At 67.1% G+C, this 18,526-nt stretch carries 16 protein-coding genes; 3 read left to right on the forward strand and 13 right to left on the reverse strand.

What is annotated here, in order from left to right; all coding sequences use genetic code 11:
* Window positions 1-3: 3 nt before the first annotated feature.
* Together KF892_04805 and KF892_04810 are read right to left on the reverse strand one after the other, a co-directional pair.
* Complete coding sequence (locus tag KF892_04805) at window positions 4-1,980, reverse strand: ATP-dependent DNA helicase (protein MBX3624312.1); 1,977 nt, start codon at window positions 1,978-1,980, stop codon at window positions 4-6.
* Window positions 1,977-2,177: a YdcH family protein gene (locus KF892_04810; protein ID MBX3624313.1), complete on the reverse strand. Its 201-nt coding sequence runs from the start codon at window positions 2,175-2,177 to the stop codon at window positions 1,977-1,979. Before KF892_04810 ends, KF892_04805 begins: the two co-directional genes overlap by 4 nt.
* Window positions 2,178-2,225: 48 nt before the next feature.
* On the opposite strand from KF892_04810, the gene KF892_04815 reads away from it, so the two are divergent.
* On the forward strand, window positions 2,226-2,990 hold the full coding sequence (locus KF892_04815; GenBank protein ID MBX3624314.1) for a serine/threonine-protein phosphatase: 765 nt from the start codon (window positions 2,226-2,228) through the stop codon (window positions 2,988-2,990).
* A 4-nt stretch (window positions 2,991-2,994) separates the two neighbouring features.
* On the opposite strand, the gene KF892_04820 is transcribed toward KF892_04815, so the two are convergent.
* From KF892_04820 to KF892_04840, 5 genes are all read right to left on the reverse strand, one after another.
* Window positions 2,995-3,555, reverse strand: a complete 561-nt coding sequence (locus KF892_04820) for a hypothetical protein (GenBank protein MBX3624315.1) — start codon at window positions 3,553-3,555, stop codon at window positions 2,995-2,997.
* Window positions 3,552-4,649 carry an AFG1 family ATPase gene (locus tag KF892_04825; protein MBX3624316.1) on the reverse strand — a complete coding sequence of 366 codons (1,098 nt, stop codon included), beginning with the start codon at window positions 4,647-4,649 and terminating at the stop codon, window positions 3,552-3,554. The genes KF892_04820 and KF892_04825 overlap by 4 nt, the downstream gene beginning before the upstream one ends.
* Window positions 4,650-4,659: 10 nt before the next feature.
* The gene (gene lpdA, locus KF892_04830) at window positions 4,660-6,087 is read right to left on the reverse strand and encodes a dihydrolipoyl dehydrogenase (GenBank protein ID MBX3624317.1); all 1,428 of its coding nucleotides are present in this window, start codon (window positions 6,085-6,087) and stop codon (window positions 4,660-4,662) included.
* Between the two features lie 10 nt (window positions 6,088-6,097).
* Window positions 6,098-7,366 (reverse strand): 2-oxoglutarate dehydrogenase complex dihydrolipoyllysine-residue succinyltransferase, encoded by a 1,269-nt coding sequence (odhB, locus tag KF892_04835; protein ID MBX3624318.1) that lies wholly within the window; start codon window positions 7,364-7,366, stop codon window positions 6,098-6,100.
* Window positions 7,367-7,472: 106 nt separating this feature from the next.
* On the reverse strand, window positions 7,473-10,331 hold the full coding sequence (locus KF892_04840; GenBank protein ID MBX3624319.1) for a 2-oxoglutarate dehydrogenase E1 component: 2,859 nt from the start codon (window positions 10,329-10,331) through the stop codon (window positions 7,473-7,475).
* A gap of 231 nt (window positions 10,332-10,562) precedes the next feature.
* Here KF892_04840 and KF892_04845 point away from each other — a divergent pair, with 231 nt between their 5' ends.
* The gene (locus KF892_04845; protein MBX3624320.1) at window positions 10,563-10,874 is read left to right on the forward strand and encodes a hypothetical protein; all 312 of its coding nucleotides are present in this window, start codon (window positions 10,563-10,565) and stop codon (window positions 10,872-10,874) included.
* 14 nt (window positions 10,875-10,888) lie between these two features.
* Here KF892_04845 and KF892_04850 read toward each other — a convergent pair whose 3' ends face one another.
* The 4 genes from KF892_04850 to KF892_04865 form a co-directional block, all read right to left on the reverse strand.
* The gene (locus tag KF892_04850) at window positions 10,889-11,845 is read right to left on the reverse strand and encodes a nitronate monooxygenase (GenBank protein ID MBX3624321.1); all 957 of its coding nucleotides are present in this window, start codon (window positions 11,843-11,845) and stop codon (window positions 10,889-10,891) included.
* Window positions 11,846-11,929: 84 nt separating this feature from the next.
* On the reverse strand, window positions 11,930-13,723 hold the full coding sequence (locus KF892_04855; protein ID MBX3624322.1) for an acyl-CoA dehydrogenase: 1,794 nt from the start codon (window positions 13,721-13,723) through the stop codon (window positions 11,930-11,932).
* An 88-nt stretch (window positions 13,724-13,811) separates the two neighbouring features.
* Window positions 13,812-14,756, reverse strand: a complete 945-nt coding sequence (locus tag KF892_04860; protein ID MBX3624323.1) for an FAD-binding protein — start codon at window positions 14,754-14,756, stop codon at window positions 13,812-13,814.
* Between the two features lie 21 nt (window positions 14,757-14,777).
* Window positions 14,778-15,527, reverse strand: a complete 750-nt coding sequence (locus KF892_04865) for an electron transfer flavoprotein subunit beta/FixA family protein (GenBank protein ID MBX3624324.1) — start codon at window positions 15,525-15,527, stop codon at window positions 14,778-14,780.
* A 163-nt stretch (window positions 15,528-15,690) separates the two neighbouring features.
* Here KF892_04865 and murI point away from each other — a divergent pair, with 163 nt between their 5' ends.
* Entirely contained in the window at window positions 15,691-16,491 is an 801-nt protein-coding gene (gene murI, locus KF892_04870) for a glutamate racemase (GenBank protein MBX3624325.1), read from the forward strand.
* Between the two features lies 1 nt (window position 16,492).
* On the opposite strand, the gene KF892_04875 is transcribed toward murI, so the two are convergent.
* Together KF892_04875 and KF892_04880 are read right to left on the reverse strand one after the other, a co-directional pair.
* On the reverse strand, window positions 16,493-17,869 hold the full coding sequence (locus KF892_04875; GenBank protein MBX3624326.1) for a sensor histidine kinase: 1,377 nt from the start codon (window positions 17,867-17,869) through the stop codon (window positions 16,493-16,495).
* Window positions 17,866-18,525: a response regulator transcription factor gene (locus KF892_04880; protein MBX3624327.1), complete on the reverse strand. Its 660-nt coding sequence runs from the start codon at window positions 18,523-18,525 to the stop codon at window positions 17,866-17,868. Before KF892_04880 ends, KF892_04875 begins: the two co-directional genes overlap by 4 nt.
* Window position 18,526: the final 1 nt, after the last annotated feature.

Genomic DNA, 18,526 nt, shown 5'->3' on the forward strand with positions numbered 1-18,526 from the left:
GGCTCAGAACGGCAGCGCCGCTGCCGACAGGTCGTTCAACCACGCGAGCGCTTCGGCCTCGCTCATCACGCGCGTCATCGGCGGCAAGGCCTCGCGCAGACGCTTGCCGTAGTTCATGCCGGCCATGCGGGGGTCGCAGACGACCAGCAAACCGCGGTCGGTCTCGCTGCGGATGAGCCGCCCTGCCCCCTGCTTCAACGAGACCGCAGCCTCGGCGATGAAGTAGTCGGCGAAGGGGTTGCGGCCCTCGCTCTCGAGCCGCTTCACGCGGGCTTCCACCAGCGGGTCGTTGGGTGGCGGGAAGGGCAGCTTGTCGATCAGCACGCACTGCAAGGCTTCGCCCGGCACGTCGATGCCTTCCCAGAAGCTTTGCGATCCGACCAGCACCGAGCGCGGCTGGTTGAGGAACTGTTGGAGGAGCTGGCGCTTTGGCGCGTCGCCCTGTTGCAGCACCTGGATCGAATCCCCTTCCGCTTCGAACAAGGCGCGCAGGCGATCGCCGATGGCCTGCAGCGCCCGCAACGTGGTCGTGAGCACGAAGGTCCGCCCACCCAGCGCCCGGGCGAAACGCGCCGCCAATGCGGCGACCTCGGCCGGGTGCGCCGGCTCGTTGGGCTTGGGAAACCGCGTCGGCACGTAGAGCCGCGCGTGGGCGGCATAGTCGAACGGGCTGCCGACGCGCAGCACCGTGGCATCGTCGAGCCCCGCCGACTCGGTGAACCAGCTCAGGCGCTCGTCGTCACCCAGCGTTGCGGAGGTGAAGATCCAGGCCTTGGGCGCCGCATCCATCTGCTCGCGCAGCGCTTCGCGGATGTCGAGCGGCGACTCGACCAGCCGCGCCTGATGCGGCGACAGGTCGATCCAGCGCACATGCCCCGGCACCGCGTCGTGGCGGAAGCGCTCGGCATTGGTCGCGAGCGCGCGGGCACGTTCGGCGAGCTTCGTGAAGTCCGGGGCGAGTTCGTCGACGGTGTCCAGGGCTTCAGCGGCGGCGAGGCAGGTTTGCGCTACCGCGCCGATACACGACAGAAACTCCTCGCGTGTAGACCGCTCGTCCCAGCGCAGCTTGAAACTGCCGCGCACCTCGCGCAGCGGCCCCACCGCGGCAAGCCGCAGCTCGCGGGCCGCCCGGTCGCAGGCGCCCGACAGGTCTTGCCAAGGCATCAGGCCACGCGCCAGCTGCAGGCCCACGGCGAGCATGTCGCGGGCGAAGTCGATCACCTGCGCACTGCCCAGCGTCACGCCAAGGAACTGTACACCGGCTTCGGCCAGCTGGTGCGCCTCGTCGAACACCGCCACTTCCACGCTCGGCAGCAGCTCGGCCACCCCACTGTCGCGCAACGCCATGTCGGCAAAGAAGAGGTGGTGGTTGACGACCACCAGGTCGGCCGCCATCGCCTCGCGCCGGGCTTTCATCACATGGCACTGCCGGTAGTCGGCGCACTCGCTGCCGAGGCAGTTCTCGCGCGACGAGGTGACGAGCGGGATCACGCTGGAGCGTTCGTCCAGCCCCTCGAGCTCGGCCAGGTCGCCACTCTGCGTGCCCTGTGCCCAGGCTTCGATCTTGGCCAGGGTGCGCACGGCCCAGCGGTCGGGCAACTGGGCCGACTGGTGCGCCTGCTTCATGCGATGCAGGCAGAGGTAGCTGGCACGGCCCTTCAGCAATGCGAGCGAGACGGGCAGTTGGAGGGCGTCGCGCAGCCTCGGCAGATCGCGCAGGAAGAGCTGGTCCTGCAGGCTCTTCGTCGCAGTGCTGACGAGCGCGCGCTTGCCGGAGAGCAGCGTGGGGATGAGGTAGGCGAAGGTCTTGCCCACGCCCGTGCCGGCCTCGGCCACGAGCGCCGTCCGCTCATCGATGGCGTCGGCCACCGCAAACGCCATGCGCTGCTGGACCTCGCGCTCCACATAGCGTGCGTCCGCCTCGGCCAAGGGCCCGCCCGACGCAAACGCCTGCGCCACATGCTCGCGAAGGATGCTCATGCAGGCTCGGGGGGCTCCAACTCGGCTTCGAGTCGGGAGATCTGATCGCGAAGGATGAGGCGCCGCTTCTTCAGCCGGCGCAAGGCGAGCTCGTCGGGCCGACCCGCACCCACCTCGTCGATGAGCGAATCGAGGTCGGCGTGTTCCATGCGCAGCTCGATCAATCGGCGCTGTGGCGAATGCAGGTTGTCATCCATGAAAGCGCGATGAGGGCAGCGAGGCGGAACCGATTATAGTTTTCGCCCATGAGCACACCTCCTGGCTATCGCCTGTCTGCGGCCACCGGCATTCACCGCGGAGACCGCGCCTACCAGCAAGACCAGGTCGAGATCCTGCCTCACCACCGTGTGCCCGGCTGCGCGCTCGCCGTGCTGGCCGACGGCATGGGCGGCAAGAGCGGTGGTCGCAAGGCCGCCGACCAGGTGATCCTCACCGCCAAGCAACTCTTCGATCGCTACAGCCCCAACCAGGACGACCCCTCCGAGCTGCTCAAGCAGCTGGTGCTGGAGGCGCACTTGATGATCAAGCTGACCGCGATCACGGCCGAGGAAGAGCCGCACAGCACGGTCACCGCCTTCCTGATCAGCCCGTCTCGCGAATGCGACATGATCCACGCGGGCGACTCCCGCGTGTACCACTTCCGTGGGCCCGACATGGTCCGCCGCACCATCGACCATTCGTTCGTGCAGAGGCTCGTCGACGAAGGCCAGATCACCGAAGACGAGGCCAACACCCATCCGCAGTCCAACCTGCTGACGGGCTGCCTGGGCACCTTCCAGGACCCTCCGCTCACCCTTCACCACATCGACCGCCTGGAGATCGGCGACACGATGCTCGCCTGCAGCGATGGCCTGTGGCACTACTTCACCCCGAAGGAACTGGGCGCGATCGTGCACACCCTGCCGCCGCGCGAAGCGAGCGAGATGCTGGTGAGCAAGGCCCGGCAACGGGCACGTGGGTCGGGCGACAACCTGTCGCTGGCGCTGGTGCGCCTCGACCCCCTGAGCTGACGCCTCAGCGGCTGCCGGCGCTGGCCGGTGGTGGCAAGGGCCGGGGTGCCGGCTTGTTGCGGGCACGTTCGGCGTTGCGCTCCTCGACCTTCTTCCGGTGCGCCTCGATCTCGCGCTGGCGAGCCTCAAAGTCGGCGCGCTTGGCGTCTTCCTGGGCGCTGCGGTCGGGCACTTCCGCCTTCTTCTGGCGCGGCTTGGGTGCCTTGCGCGGTGCCGGCGCCGCACTGGATGCCGACGGCGCCGGAGCCACCGCCGAGGCCGCAGCGTCCGACGCGCCTGCCTTGTCGGCCAGGCGCTTCTTGCGCGCATCGGCACGCGCCTGACGCTCGGCGGCATCGAGCGCGTTCTCCTGCGCCGTCACATGGCTCAGGGCTTTTTGCTTGTCGATGCGCACAGAGTCAAGACAAGGGGTGACGACGAACTGCGACTTGCAGGCTTCGGCACGACGAGCGTGCTCCGCCTCGATGGCGGCGCGTTCGCGCTTGAGTTCTTCGCGGGTGGCAGCGTGTGCGGAGAAGGCGGCCGCGCCCATCACGCCAACGAGAAAAATCGACACCGCCTTCATGTGAGCGAGGTGTCCACGTCACGCTTCGCGAGCGACAGGAACTCGGTCGACTGCATCTCGTTCAGCCTCGACACGGTGCGCGGGAACTCGTGTGCCAGCGGCCCTTCGGTGTAGAGCTGCTCCGGCGGCACGGCGGCCGACATGATGAGCTTTACACGCCGGTCATAGAGCACGTCCACCAGCCAGGTGAAACGGCGTGCCTCCGACGCGAGCCGCGGTGACATCTGCGGCACGTCCGACAACAGCACCGTGTGGAACTGCGTCGCGAGTTCCAGGTAGTCGTTCTGCGAGCGCGGGCCACCGCAAAGCTGCTTGAAGTCGAACCACACGGCACCCCCGGCCTTGCGGCGCGCATGCAGCTCACGGTGCTCGATGTGCAGCACCGGTGCCTCGTCCTTGGCTTCGGCCAGTCGGTTGAAGGCGTCGGTCATCTCTGCGTCCGCCTCGGCCCCGAGCGGCGTGTGATAGAGCTTCACCTGCTCCAGCGTGCGACGGCGGTAGTCGGTGCCGTTGTCGACACTCAGCACCTCCATCTTCTCCTTCAGCAGCTCGATGGCCGGAAGAATGCGGTCGCGGTGCAGGCCGTTCGGGTACAGCCCGTCGGGCTCGAAGTTGGACGTGGTGACGATGCTCACCCGGTGCTCGAACAGCGATTCGAGCAAGCGGTGCAGGATCATCGCGTCGGTCACGTCGGCGACGTGAAACTCGTCAAAGCAGATGAGCCGATAACGCCGCGCAATGCGCTTGCCCAGCTCGTGCAGCGGGTTGACGGTGCCTTTCAGCTCGGCCAACTCGCGGTGCACCTCGCGCATGAACTCGTGGAAGTGCAGGCGCGTCTTGCGTGTGAGCGGCACGGCGTTGAAAAAGCAATCCATCAGGAAGCTCTTGCCGCGCCCCACACCGCCATACATGTAGACGCCGCGCGGGATGGGCGGCTTCACCACCAGCTTGGTGATCGCGTTGCTGCGGCGAGCCTTGTAGTCGGCCCACTCCCGCTCGCAGCGTTCGAGCGCATCGATCGCGCGAAGCTGGGCCGGATCGGGCTGGTACCCCCGCTCGGCCAGCGTCTGCTCGTAGAGCGCTCGAACTCCCAAGGTCACGCCGTCAGAAGTTCAGCGTGCGCTTGTCGACCGCGAGCGCGGCCTCCTTGGTCGCTTCGCTCAGGCTCGGGTGAGCGTGGCAGATGCGCGCAATGTCTTCGGCCGAGGCCTTGAACTCCATCGCCACCACGGCTTCCGAGATCAGCTCCGAGGCCATCGGGCCCACGATGTGCACGCCCAAGATCTCGTCGGTCTTGGCATCGGCCAGGAACTTCACCATGCCCGTCGTGTCGCCCAGCGCGCGCGCACGCCCGTTGGCGGTGAACGGGAAAGTGCCGGCCTTGTAGGCACGGCCCACGGCCTTGAGCTGCTGCTCGGTCTGGCCCACCCAAGCGATCTCGGGCGAGGTGTAGATCACCCACGGGATGGTGTTGAAGTTGACATGCCCGTGCTGGCCGGCGATGCGCTCGGCCACGGCCACGCCTTCTTCCTCAGCCTTGTGCGCGAGCATCGGGCCACGCACCACGTCACCGATGGCCCAGACGTTGGGCAGGTTGGTCTTGCAGTCGTCGTCGACCACGATGGCGCCGCGCTCGTCGAGCTTCAGGCCCACCGCTTCGCCGTTCAGGCCGATGGTGTTGGGCACGCGGCCGATCGAGACGATGAGCTTGTCGACTTCCAGCGTCTGCGCTTCGCCCTTGGCGTTGGCATACGACACCGTCACGCCCTTCTTGCCCGACTTCACTTCGCCGATCTTCACGCCGAGTTCGATCTTCAGGCCCTGCTTGTTGAACGCCTTGGCGGCTTCCTTGGCGATCTGCTCATCCACTGCACCCAGGAAGGTGGGCAGCGCTTCCAGCACCACCACTTCGGCCCCCAGGCGGCGCCACACCGAGCCCATCTCCAGGCCGATGACGCCGGCGCCGATCAGGCCCAGCTTCTTCGGCACCGAGGGGATGCGCAGTGCGCCGTCGTTGGAGAGGATGTTCTCTTCGTCGAAAGCCGCGCCGGGCAGCGCACGCGGGTTGGAACCCGTGGCGACGATCACGTGCTTGGCCGTGAGCGACTCTTCCGTCGCACCTGCCACCTTGATCTCGTAGCCACCCTCGGCCGCCTTCACGAACGAGCCGCGCCCATGGAAGAAGGACACCTTGTTCTTCTTGAAGAGGTACAGGATGCCGTCGTTGTTCTGCTTCACGACGGTGTCTTTCCGGGCGAGCATCTTGGCGACGTCGATGCTCAGGTCCTTCAGGCCGATGCCGTGATCGGCAAAGTGCTTGCCGGCGTGCTCGAAATGCTCGCTCGACTGCAGCAGCGCCTTCGAGGGAATGCAGCCCACGTTTGTGCAGGTGCCACCGGGGGCGGGGCCGCCCTTGCCGTTCTTCCATTCGTCGATGCAGGCGACGTTGAAACCCAGCTGCGCGGCGCGGATGGCGGCGATGTAGCCGCCAGGGCCGCCACCGATGACGACCACGTCAAAAGATTTGCTCATGGTCGCGTCCTCAGATGTCAAAGAGGAGGCGAGCCGGGTCTTCCAGCGCTTCCTTCATCGCCACGAGCGACAGCACGGCTTCGCGGCCGTCGATGATGCGGTGGTCGTAGCTCATCGCCAGGTAGTTCATCGGGCGGATGACGATCTGGCCGTTCTCCACCACAGCGCGGTCCTTGGTGGCGTGCACGCCGAGGATGGCCGACTGCGGCGGGTTGATGATGGGCGTGGACAGCATGGAGCCGAAGGTGCCGCCGTTCGAGATGGAGAAGGTGCCGCCCGTCAGGTCGTCGAGCGAGAGCTTGCCTTCCTTGGCCTTGTTGCCGAACTCGGCGATCTTCTTCTCGATCTCGGCAAAGGTCATCTGGTCGGCGTTGCGCAGGATGGGCACCACCAGACCCCGCGGCGAGCCCACCGCGATGCCGATGTCGAAGTAGCCGTGGTAGACGATGTCGTTGCCGTCGACCGAGGCGTTGACGACCGGGTAGCGCTTGAGCGCCGCCACGGCGGCCTTCACGAAGAAGCTCATGAAGCCGAGCTTCACGCCGTGCTCCTTCTCGAACTTCTCCTGGAACTTCTTGCGCATCTCCATCACCGGGGCCATGTTCACTTCGTTGAACGTGGTCAGGATGGCGTTGGTCGATTGCGACTGCACCAGGCGCTCGGCGACGCGAGCGCGCAGGCGGCTCATCGGCACGCGCTGCTCGGGGCGGTCGCCGAGGTTCATCGCCACCGGGGCCGCCACGGCCGGCAGCGGCTTGGCGACGGCGGCGTTGACGGGCGCGCTCACGGGCGCAGACACGGCAGCAGGCTTCGCGCCACCGGCGATGGCGCCCAGCACGTCGCCCTTGGTCACGCGGCCGTCCTTGCCGGTGCCCGCGACGGCGCTCGCGGTGAGGTTGTTGTCGGCCAGCAGCTTGGCCGCGGCCGGCATGGCCACATCGCCCTTGCTGCCTCCGGCGGCTGAAGCCGCAGCGGCGGGTGCCGGAGCGGGCGCAGCTGCAGCAGGAGCCGCCGCGGGTGCTGCCGCGCTGGCCTTGCCATCGGTGTCGATCTTGGCGATGACTTCGTCGCTCACGACGCTCGAACCATCACCCTTGACGATCTCACCCATCACGCCGGCCGAGGGCGCAGGCACTTCCAGCACGACCTTGTCGGTCTCGATCTCGATGAGGATTTCATCGATCGCCACGGCTTCGCCGGGCTTCTTCTTCCACTGCAGCAGCGTCGCCTCGGCGACGGATTCGGAGAGCTGCGGAACCTTGACTTCTACGATTGCCATTTCAATTCTTTCTGTCGTTCATCACCCCGCGCGAGTGGCCGTCTTGGTGCGGCCGAGCGCACGAAACGACGGCGGCGCAGGGCGGCCGCCGTCGCTCTCGTGAACATCACTTGGTCAGGACAAAACCTTTGAGCTTGCCGAACGCCTGATCCAGCAGCGCCTTCTGCTGCTCCTGGTGCAGGTGCGAGTAACCCACGGCCGGCGAGGCCGAGGCCGGACGGCCGGCGTAGCCAAGCTTCTGGCCTTCGGTCATGTTCTCGTGGATGTAGTGCTGCACGAAGAACCAGGCACCCTGGTTCTGCGGCTCGTCCTGGCACCACACCACTTCGGTCGCGTTCGGGAACTTCTTCAGTTCGGCAGCAAACGCCTTGTGCGGGAACGGGTAGAGCTGCTCAACGCGCAGGATCACGGTGTCGAACGATTTCTTCTCGTCGCGGCGCTTCATCAGGTCATAAGCCACCTTGCCCGAGCAGGCAATGATGCGCTTGACCTTCTGCGGGTCGATCTCGGGATTGCTCGGGCCGATGACCGTGCGGAACTCGCCCTTGGTGAACTCGGCCAGCGGCGAGGAGGCATCCTTGGCGCGCAGCAGCGACTTGGGCGTCATGATGACCAAGGGCTTGCGGAACATGCGCACCATCTGCCGGCGCAGCAGGTGGAAGATCTGGCTGGCCGTGGTCGGCTGCACGATCTGCATGTTGTTGTCGGCGGCCAGCTGCATGAAGCGCTCGAGGCGCGCCGACGAGTGCTCCGGGCCCTGCCCTTCATACCCGTGCGGCAGCATCAGCACGAGGCCATTGGCACGGCCCCACTTCACCTCACCGGACGCGAGGAACTGGTCGATCACGACCTGCGCGCCGTTCACGAAGTCGCCGAACTGGGCTTCCCAGATCACGAGCGTGTTGGGGTCGGCCGACGCGTAGCCATACTCGAAACCGAGCACCGCTTCTTCCGACAGCAGCGAGTCGATGACGACGAACGGGGCCTGGTTGTCGGCAATGTGTTGCAGCGGCGTCCAGGTGCCTTCGTCCCACTTCTCACGGTTCTGGTCGTGCAGCACGGCGTGACGGTGCGTGAACGTGCCACGGCCGCAGTCTTCGCCCGACAGGCGCACCGGGTAGCCGCTGGCCACGAGCGAGGCATACGCGAAGTGCTCGGCCATGCCCCAGTCGACGTTGATCTCGCCACGGCCCATCGCGGCGCGGTCGGCGAGCACCTTTTCCACCAGCGGGTGCGGCTTGAAATTGACCGGGATGGAGGTGATGCGCTCGGCCAAGCGCTTGATCTCGGTGAGCGGCAACGCGGTGTCGGCCGAGTCGGTCCACTTCTTGTTAAGGAAGGGCGACCAGTCGACGGCGTACTTGCTCTTGTAGTTGGTGAGCACCGGGTCGACGGTGTGCTTGCCGGCGTCCATCGCGGCGCGGTAGGCCTTGACCATGTCGTCCGGGCCCTCGGCCGGCAACACGCCCTGGGCCACGAGCTTGTCGCCGTAGAGCTTGCGGGTGCCGGGGTGCTGGCCGATCTTCTTGTACATCAGCGGCTGGGTGAGCGACGGGGTGTCCTGCTCGTTGTGGCCCAGCTTGCGGAAGCAGACGATGTCGACGACGACGTCTTTGTTGAACTCCTGGCGGTAGTCGAGCGCGAGCTGGGTACAGAGCACCACGGCTTCGGGGTCGTCGCCGTTCACGTGCAGCACCGGGGCCTCGATCATCTTGACGACGTCGGTGCAATACAGCGTGGAGCGCGTGTCGCGCGGGTCGCTGGTGGTGAAACCGATCTGGTTGTTGATGACCAGGTGCAGCGTGCCACCGGTGTAGTAGCCGCGGGTCTGCGCCAGCGCCAACGTTTCCATCACCACGCCCTGGCCGGCGAAGGCCGCGTCGCCGTGCACCAGCACGGGCAGCACGGTGTCGCCTTCCTTGTCGCCGCGGCGGTCGAGGCGGGCTTTCACCGAACCTTCCACCACCGGGTTCACGATCTCCAGGTGCGACGGGTTGAACGACAGGCTCAGGTGCACCGGGCCACCGTCGGTCGACACGTCGCTCGAGAAACCCTGGTGGTACTTCACGTCACCGGACGGCAGGTTCTCGGGGGCGGTGTGGTCGAACTCGGCAAACAGGTCCTTGGGCATCTTGCCCAGCGTGTTCACCAGCACGTTGAGGCGGCCGCGGTGGGCCATGCCGATCACGATCTCCTGCACGCCCTTCACGCCCGAGCGCTGCACCACTTCATCCATCGAGGCGATGAAGCTTTCGCCGCCTTCGAGCGAGAAGCGCTTCTGGCCAACATATTTGGTGTGGAGGTAGCGCTCCAGGCCTTCGGCGGCCGTGAGCTTCTCGAGGATGTTCTTCTTCTCGTCGGCCGTGAAGTTGGGCTTCGCACGGATCGACTCGAGCTTCTGCTGCCACCAGCGCTTCTCGGTCGGCTCGGTGATGTGCATGAACTCGGCGCCGATGGAGCCGCAATACGTTTCACGCAGTGCCTGCAGGATCTCGCGCAGCGTCTGCTGCTCGGCGGTGGTGAAGTAGGTGTTCGTGGCGCTGAACGTGATGTCCATGTCGGACTCGCTCAGGTCGTAGAACGCCGGCTCCAGCTCGGGGATCTTGGGGCGCTCCTGGCGCTTCAACGGATCGAGGTCGGCCCAGCGGGCGCCGAGCGAACGGTAGGCCGCGATCAGCGACTGGACGTGGACCTGCTTGCGCGCAACGGCGAGCTCGGTGCTGCTGGTCTTGACGGCGAAGGCGTTGGCCTTGGCGCGTTGAGCGAATGATTCGACCACCGGCGCGTGGGCCACGTCGCGGGCCTCGGTGCCATCGGTCGCAGGGACGTTCTGGAGGGCGTCGAAGTACGCACGCCAGTTGTCGGGCACGGAGCCCGGGTTGTCGAGGTAGGCCTCGTACATCTCTTCGACGTAGGGCGCATTGCCTCCGAACAGGTACGAGTTCGACCTGTATTCCTGCATCATTTCGCTCACCTTTCGCTCCGGTTTCCGGGGCTGTAGTGGGTTGATAAACCTTCCGCGACACGGCTTAACCGACTGGCGGATTGCGACCCGCCTTGACAAGCATCAAGGGGACGGGAAGGACCTGAAAAGTCTGGGCGCGACTGTAACACCGGCTTGGAATCGCTGTCACTTCGAAGCATTGGACTCTCAGCCGCTACTTACGATGGCGACAGGGACAAATCTCACAGTCGCATGCACCGCGTCATCCACCTCCAGCCTGAAGCGCCGGTGAAACCGGCGCTGGGCGAGGCCTGCAATGGTTGCGGGGTGTGTTGCACGGCCGTGCCATGCCCGGTGGGCATGGTGGTGAGCCGCCGGCGCCGTGGTGCCTGCGACGCGCTGGTGTGGGTGGACAGCGCGCGGCAGTACCGCTGCGGCGTGGTGAGCGAGCCGCAGCGTTACGTCAAGGGACGTTGGCTGGCCCAGTTGCTGGGCCGGGCCGCGCGGCGGCTGATCGCCGCGGGCAAAGGCTGCGACTGCAGCCTGTCAGTCGAGACTATTTGAAGAAAGCGGCCTGATCAGGCGATCGCCGCCAGGCGCTCCCGCGCGGCGGTGTACTCGCTGGCCAGGCGCGCCACGAGTTCACGCGTCGGCAGCACCTTCTTGACGGCGCCGATCCCCTGGCCCGAACCCCAGATGTCCTTCCAGGGCTTCACGCGGTTGCTGCCGAAGCTCATGGCGCTGGCGTCGCTGGTGGGCAGGTTGTCGGGGTCGAGGCCGGCATTGCGGATCGACGGGGCGAGGTAGTTGCCGTGCACGCCGGTGAAGAGGTTGCTGTAGACGATGTCGTCGGAGGTGCCATCGACGATCGACTGCTTGTAGCGCTCGTCCGCACGAGCCTCTTCGGTCGCGATGAAGGCGGTGCCGATGTAGGCGAAGTCGGCGCCCATCGCTTGCGCCGCGAGCACGGCGGCGCCGTTGGCGATGGAGCCGCTCAGGGCCAGCGGGCCGTCGAACCACTCGCGGATTTCCTGGATCAGCGCAAACGGGCTCTTCACCCCCGCATGGCCGCCGGCCCCGGCCGCCACGGCGATCAGGCCATCGGCGCCCTTCTCGATCGCCTTGTGGGCGAACTTGTTGTTGATGATGTCGTGCAGCACCACGCCGCCCCAGCCATGCACCGCCTGGTTCACGTCTTCACGCGCGCCGAGCGAGGTGATGATGATGGGCACCTTGTACTTGGCGCACAGCGCCATGTCGTGCTCCAGCCGATCGTTGCTCTTGTGCACGATCTGGTTGATGGCGAACGGCGCAGCGGGCTTGTCCGGGTTGGCCTTGTTGTAGGCCGCCAACGTCTCGGTGATCTCGGCCAGCCATTCGTCGAGCAGCTCTGCGGGGCGCGCATTGAGTGCGGGCATCGACCCCACCACGCCAGCCTTGCACTGCTCGATCACGAGCTTGGGGTTGCTGATGATGAACAGCGGCGAGCCGATGATCGGCAGGGGCAGGTTCTGCAGGATGGGAGGCAGGGCCACGGGGGGTCTCCGGATGATGTGGTCGTGAAGGCCGAGTGTGGAGCCCACACCTCGGCCATTGCAATCACTCGCGTGACAGAGCGATCAGAACGATTCGAGCGCCAGGGCCGTCACGCTCTCGGCACCGTCGACGATCGCATCGCGCTGGCCCGGCACGCGGCTCAGGATGTGCTCGGCGTAGAACTGCGCCGTGATCACCTTGGCCTGCAGGAAGGCGGCATCGCCCTCGCCTGCCTTGAGCTGCGACTCGGCCACCAGCAGCGCACGGCCGAGCTGCCAGCCGGCCATCACGTTGCCGGCGAGCATGAGGTACGGCACCGAGCCCGCGAACACGGCGTTCGGGTTGCCCTTGGTGCCACCGGCCACGAAGTCGACCACCTGCTCGAAGGCCACGCGGGCTGCACTCAGGCGCTTCAGCACCGCACGTGCGGCCACGCTGTCGCGCTTGCCGAGTTCGGCTTCGGTCTTGGCGATCTGCTGCGCGATGGCCTTGGCCGTTTGACCGCCGTCACGCGCGGTCTTGCGGCCCACGAGGTCATTGGCCTGGATGGCGGTCGTGCCTTCGTAGATGGTGAGGATCTTCGCGTCGCGGTAGTACTGGGCCGCGCCGGTCTCTTCGATGAAGCCCATGCCGCCGTGCACCTGCACGCCCAGGCTCGTGACTTCCAGGCTCATCTCGGTGCTGTAGCCCTTCACCAGCGGCACCATGAATTCGTAGAAGGCCTGGTTCTGCTTGCGGACCTCGGCGTCGGGGTGCGCATGCGCGGCGTCGTAGGCCGCAGCGGCGGTGATGGCCATCGCCCGGCAGCCTTCGATCAGCGAGCGCATCGTCATCAGCATGCGCTTCACGTCGGGGTGGTGAATGATGGGCGCGCTCTTGTTGATGGAGCCATCGACCGGGCGCGACTGGATGCGGTCTTTCGCATAAGCCACCGCCTTCTGGTACGCCCGCTCGGCCACCGCGATGCCCTGGATGCCCACCGCATAACGCGCGGCGTTCATCATGATGAACATGTATTCGAGGCCACGGTTCTCCTGGCCGACGAGGTAGCCGATCGCGCCGCCGTGGTCGCCGAACTGCAGCACGGCGGTCGGACTCGCCTTGATGCCCATCTTGTGCTCGATGCTCACGCAATGCGCATCGTTGCGCGCGCCGAGCGAGCCGTCGGCGTTGACCATGAACTTCGGCACGACGAAGAGGCTGATGCCCTTCACGCCTTCCGGCGCACCGGCCACGCGGGCCAGCACGAGGTGGACGATGTTCTCGGCCATGTCGTGCTCACCGTAGGTGATGAAGATCTTGGTGCCGAAGATCTTGTAGGTGCCGTCGGGCTGCGGCTCGGCGCGCGTGCGCACGAGCGCGAGGTCGGAGCCGGCCTGCGGCTCGGTGAGGTTCATCGTGCCGGTCCACTTGCCCGAGATCATGTTGGGCAGGTAGGTCGACTGCAGCTCGGGCGAGCCGGCGGTGAGCAGCGCTTCGATCGCGCCATCGGTGAGCAGCGGGCACAGCGCGAAGCTCATGTTGGCGCTGTTGAGCATCTCGATGCAGGCCGCGCCGATGGTCTTGGGCAAGCCCTGGCCGCCGAACTCGGCGGGGTGCTGCAGGCCTTGCCAGCCGCCTTCGCCCAATTGGCGGAACGCATCCTTGAAACCCGGCGTGGTGAAGACCTTGCCGTCTTTCCAGTACGAGGGGTTCTTGTCGCCTTCGAAGTTGAGCGGCGCCAGCACGTCCTGGTTGAACTTGGCCGATTCTTCGAGCACGGCTTGTGCGGTCTCCAGGCCGGCTTCTTCGAAGCCCGGCAGCTTGGCGACTTCTTCCAGACCGGCCAGCTCCTTCATGCAGAACAGCATGTCTTTCACGGGGGCGAGGTAGCTCATGGCATCTCCTTCGATATTGGTATGGGGCAAGAAAAAGCCCGTCGGCCTGGGTCGGGCGAACGGGCTTGCTGTCGTCGTTGTGTTGTGATCAGAGCGCCTTCACCAGCTCGGGCACGGCGGTGAAGAGATCGGCCTCGAGACTGTAGTCAGCGACCGAGAAGATCGGCGCCTCGGGGTCTTTGTTGATGGCCACGATCACCTTGCTGTCCTTCATGCCGGCCAGGTGCTGGATGGCCCCCGAGATGCCGGCGGCGATGTACAGCTGCGGCGCCACGATCTTGCCGGTCTGGCCGACCTGCAGGTCGTTGGGAGCGTAGCCCGCATCCACTGCGGCGCGGCTGGCCCCGATGGCGGCACCGAGCTTGTCAGCCAGAGGCGTCATCACCTCGACGAACTTCTCGCTGGAGCCCAGCGCCCGGCCACCGGAGACGATGATCTTGGCGGCGGTCAGCTCCGGGCGGTCGTTCTTGGCGATCTCGCTGCCCTGGAAGCTGCTCTTGCCGGAGTCGGCGGCAGCAGCGGCGGTTTCGATGGCGGCGCTGCCACCGGTGGCCGCTGCGGCATCGAAGCCGGTGGTGCGGACGGTGATGACCTTGACCTTGTCGGCACTCTGCACGGTGGCAATGGCGTTGCCGGCGTAGATCGGGCGCTCGAAGGTGTCGGCGCTGACGACCTTGGTGATGTCGCTGATCTGGCCGACGTCGAGCTTGGCGGCCACGCGCGGGGCGACGTTCTTGCCGCCGGCGGTGGCGGGGAAGAGGATGTGGCTGTAGTTGCCGGCCCCATTACCAACAAGCGCGAGCACCTGGGCCGCGACGTTCTCGGCCAGGCCGTGGTCGAGCTGGGCGCCGTCGGCGTGGATCACCTTGGCGACGCCGGCGATGGCGGCAGCGGCCTTGGCGGCTTCACCGGCGTTGGCACCGGCGACGAGCACGTGCACATCACCACCAATGGCCGCCGCGGCGGTGACGGTGTTCAGGGTCGCGCCCTTGACGGACTTGTTGTCGTGTTCAGCGATGACGAGGGTGGTCATGTTCTGTTCCTTCCCGTGTTCTTAGATGACCTTGGAGACGTTCTTGAGCTTGTCGACCAGCGTGGCGACATCGGGCACCTTGATGCCGGCGCTGCGCTTGGGGGGCTCGGCGACCTTCAGGGTCTTGATGCGCGGGGCGACGTCCACACCGAGGGCGTCGGGCTTGACGGTCTCCAGCGGCTTCTTCTTGGCCTTCATGATGTTGGGCAGCGTCACGTAACGCGGCTCGTTCAGGCGCAGGTCGGTGGTGACGACGGCGGGCAGCGTGAGCTTCAGGGTCTCGAGGCCGCCGTCGACTTCACGGGTCACGGTGGCCGAATCGGCGGCGAGCTCGACCTTGCTGGCGAAGGTGGCTTGCGGCAGGTCGGCCAAGGCCGCCAGCATCTGGCCGGTCTGGTTGCAGTCGTCGTCGATGGCTTGCTTGCCGAGGATCACGAGGCCGGGCTGTTCCTTGTCGACCAGGGCCTTGAGCAGCTTGGCGACGGCCAAGGGCTGCAACTCGGCATCGGTCTCGACCAGGATGCCGCGGTCGGCACCAATCGCCATCGCGGTGCGCAGGGTCTCCTGGCACTGGGCCGGGCCGGCCGACACGGCGATCACTTCGGTGACCACGCCTTTTTCCTTCAGACGCACGGCTTCTTCCACCGCAATCTCGTCGAAGGGGTTCATGCTCATCTTGACGTTGGCGATGTCCACACCGCTGCCGTCACTCTTCACACGCACCTTCACGTTGTAGTCCACCACTCGCTTGACGGCTACCAGCACTTTCATCGCACGTATCTCCTAGAGACATTGAAGACGGGGGCTTCGTTTTTTTGCCGCTCTCTTCTTTGAATCGGCGAAAAAACGAACGATCGTTCGCTTTCTGGATTGTCTCACGATCTCGCGCTGCCGCAAACGTGCATTCCTCTCGCGCTGCTAGACTGCGCGCCCCATGAACCCCACCCGGACCCCACTTGTCGGCGTGTTCGATTCCGGGGTAGGCGGCCTGTCGGTGTTGAAGGCCCTACACGCCCAGCTGCCCTCGCACGATCTTCTGTATGTCGCCGACTCGGCCCATGCGCCCTACGGCGAGCGCAGCGACGACTACATCAGCCAGCGCACCCACCGCATCGCGAGCCACTTGCTCGCCGAAGGCGCGAGCCTGCTCGTCATCGCCTGCAACACCGCCACCGCGGTGGCCGCGGCGAGCCTGCGCGAGCGGTGGCCGCAGGTGCCCATCGTCGCAGTCGAGCCTGGCGTGAAGCCAGCCGTCGCGCTCACCCACAACGGCCACATCGGCGTGATGGCCACGCCGGCCACGCTGCGCAGCGAGAAGTTCAAGCACCTGCTGAGCGCCCACGGCGCGGGCATCGCGGTGCACCTGCAGCCCTGCCCGGGCCTCGCGGGCCAGATCGAAAAGGGCATTCACGACGACCCGGCGCTGCTCGCGCTGATCGAACAGTTCACCGCGCCACTCAAGGAAGCGCACGTCGACACCGTGGTGCTCGGCTGCACGCACTACCCGTTCGTGCATGCGCAGATCCAGGCCGCGTTGGGCAAGAACGTCACGCTCGTCGACACCGCCGAAGCCGTTGCACGCCAAGCCGCTCGTCTGCTGCATGAGCCCGAGCCGACCTCGTCCCGCCCTCGCCAAGTGCACCTGCAAACCACGGGCGATGCCTCGCGCCTGAAGACCTTGGCGGCGCGGTGGTTGACGTTCGACTGCGACGTGGCGCACGCGCCGGGTCTCTGAGTCACCCCGCCGCGGGCAGCGAGAGGCGCGCACTCAGCCCCCCTGAAGGTGCACTGCCGAGCGTGAGGTCGCCGCCGTAGAGGCGAGCCAGGTCGACCACGATCGCCAGCCCCAGCCCGCTGCCGGGCAGGCGCTCGTCGAGCCGCACGCCGCGTTGCAGCACCGCCGCGCGCTGCTCGGGCACGATGCCGGGGCCATCGTCGTCGACGGTGATCTGCAGCCACGGCCCTTCGCGCAGCGCCCGCACGGCCACCGCGGTGCGGGCGCTGCGGCAGGCGTTGTCGAGCAGGTTGCCGAGCATCTCCTGCAGGTCCTGCTCCTCGCCCGCGAAGGCGAGATCGGGCGGCACGCCCTCGGCCCCGAGGTCGAGGTGGCGATCGGCGTGCAGCCGGTCCATCACGCGCAGCAGGCCGGCGAGCACCGGCCCGAGCACGGTGCGCTGGCCCGGCACGTGCTGCGTGGCCGCCGCGCGGGCGCGGGCCAGGTGCCACTGCAGCTGGCGCTCGGCCAGCCCGACCTGCTCGCCCACGAGCGCCGTGAAGTCCGACGGCGGCGCCTCGCGCGCCGCCTGCCCGAGCACGGCCAGCGGCGTCTTCAGGGCATGCGCGAGGTTGCCCGTCTGGGCACGGGCGCGCTGCACCACCTCGGCATTGCGGTCGAGCACGCCGTTGAACTCGTCGATGAGCGGCTGCACCTCGGCGGGAAAGCGCCCTGCCAGCCGCTGCTCGCGGCCGTCACGCACGCGCTGCAGGCCGCGCTGCATGGCCTTGAGCGGCGCCAGGCCCACCGCCACCTGCGCCAGCGCCGCGAGTGCGAGCAGCACCCCGAGCCCCACGAGCGAGGCAGCCAGCACGCCGCTGAAACGGTCGATCGCCGCCGAGGCCTCCTGCAGGTCGCCGGCGACGATCAAGCGCCATCGCGACCCGGCCGGCTGCTGCGCCTGCACCGAGCGCTCGGCTGCGCGCAGCGCCTCCGCGCGCGGGCCGGCCAGCTCGTGCCGGTGGATCGCACCGTCGGCGAGCGCATCGTCGGGCAGTTGCAGCTCGGCGTCCCACAGCGAGCGCGAGCGCAGGGCCGCACGGCGTTCGCCCGCGGCGGGCGGCAGGCGCTCCACCTGCCAGTAGAGGCCGGAATACGGCTTCTCGAAACGGGGGTCGCTCATGCCCCGCAGGGCGATGACGGGCCGGCCCTCGGCATCGAACTCGAGGCGCGCGGTGAGCTGGTCGAGCTGCTGCGACAAGGCGGTGTCGAACTGCTGCCGCACGTGCTCGCGAAAGAGCCCCGCCAGCCACCCGTGCGCGCCGGCCAGCGCCAGCACGAGCGTGGCGAGCGTGGCGCCCAGCAGCCGCAGGCGCAGCGAGCTGCCGCGCGCGCTCACGACTCCGCCAGGCGGTAACCCTGGCCGCGCACGGTCTCGATGAGCCCCGGCGGCAGCTTCTTGCGCAGCCGCCCGACGAAAACCTCGATGGTGTTGGAGTCGCGGTCGAAGTCCTGGGCGTAGATGTGTTCGGTGAGTTCGGTGCGCGACACCACCGCACCGGGCCGATGCATGAGGTAGTCGAGCAGCTTGAACTCGTGGCTCGTGAGCGTGATGGCCTGGCCCGCGAGCGTGACCTTGCCGCTGCGGGTGTCGAGCGCGAGCTCGCCGCAGCGCAAGACGGGCGAGGCCTGGCCCGCCGCACGGCGGATCAGGCCGCGCAGGCGGGCGAGCAGCTCTTCCATGTGGAAGGGCTTGGTGAGGTAGTCGTCGGCGCCGGCATCGATGCCGGCCACCTTCTCGCTCCAGTTGTCGCGCGCGGTGAGGATGAGCACCGGCATGGCCCGCCCCGCTTCGCGCCAGCGCTTGAGCACGCTCAGCCCGTCGAGCAGCGGCAGGCCGAGGTCGAGCACGACGGCGTCGTAGCTGCCGGTGTCACCGAGGAAATGCGCCTGCCGCCCATCGCCCGCCTCGTCGACCACGTAGCCGGCCTCTTCCAGGCCGGTGCGCACCTGGGCGCGCAGTGTGGGGTCGTCTTCGACGAGGAGCAGCTTCACG

Source organism: Rhizobacter sp. (genome assembly GCA_019635355.1).
Lineage (GTDB): Bacteria > Pseudomonadota > Gammaproteobacteria > Burkholderiales > Burkholderiaceae_C > Rhizobacter.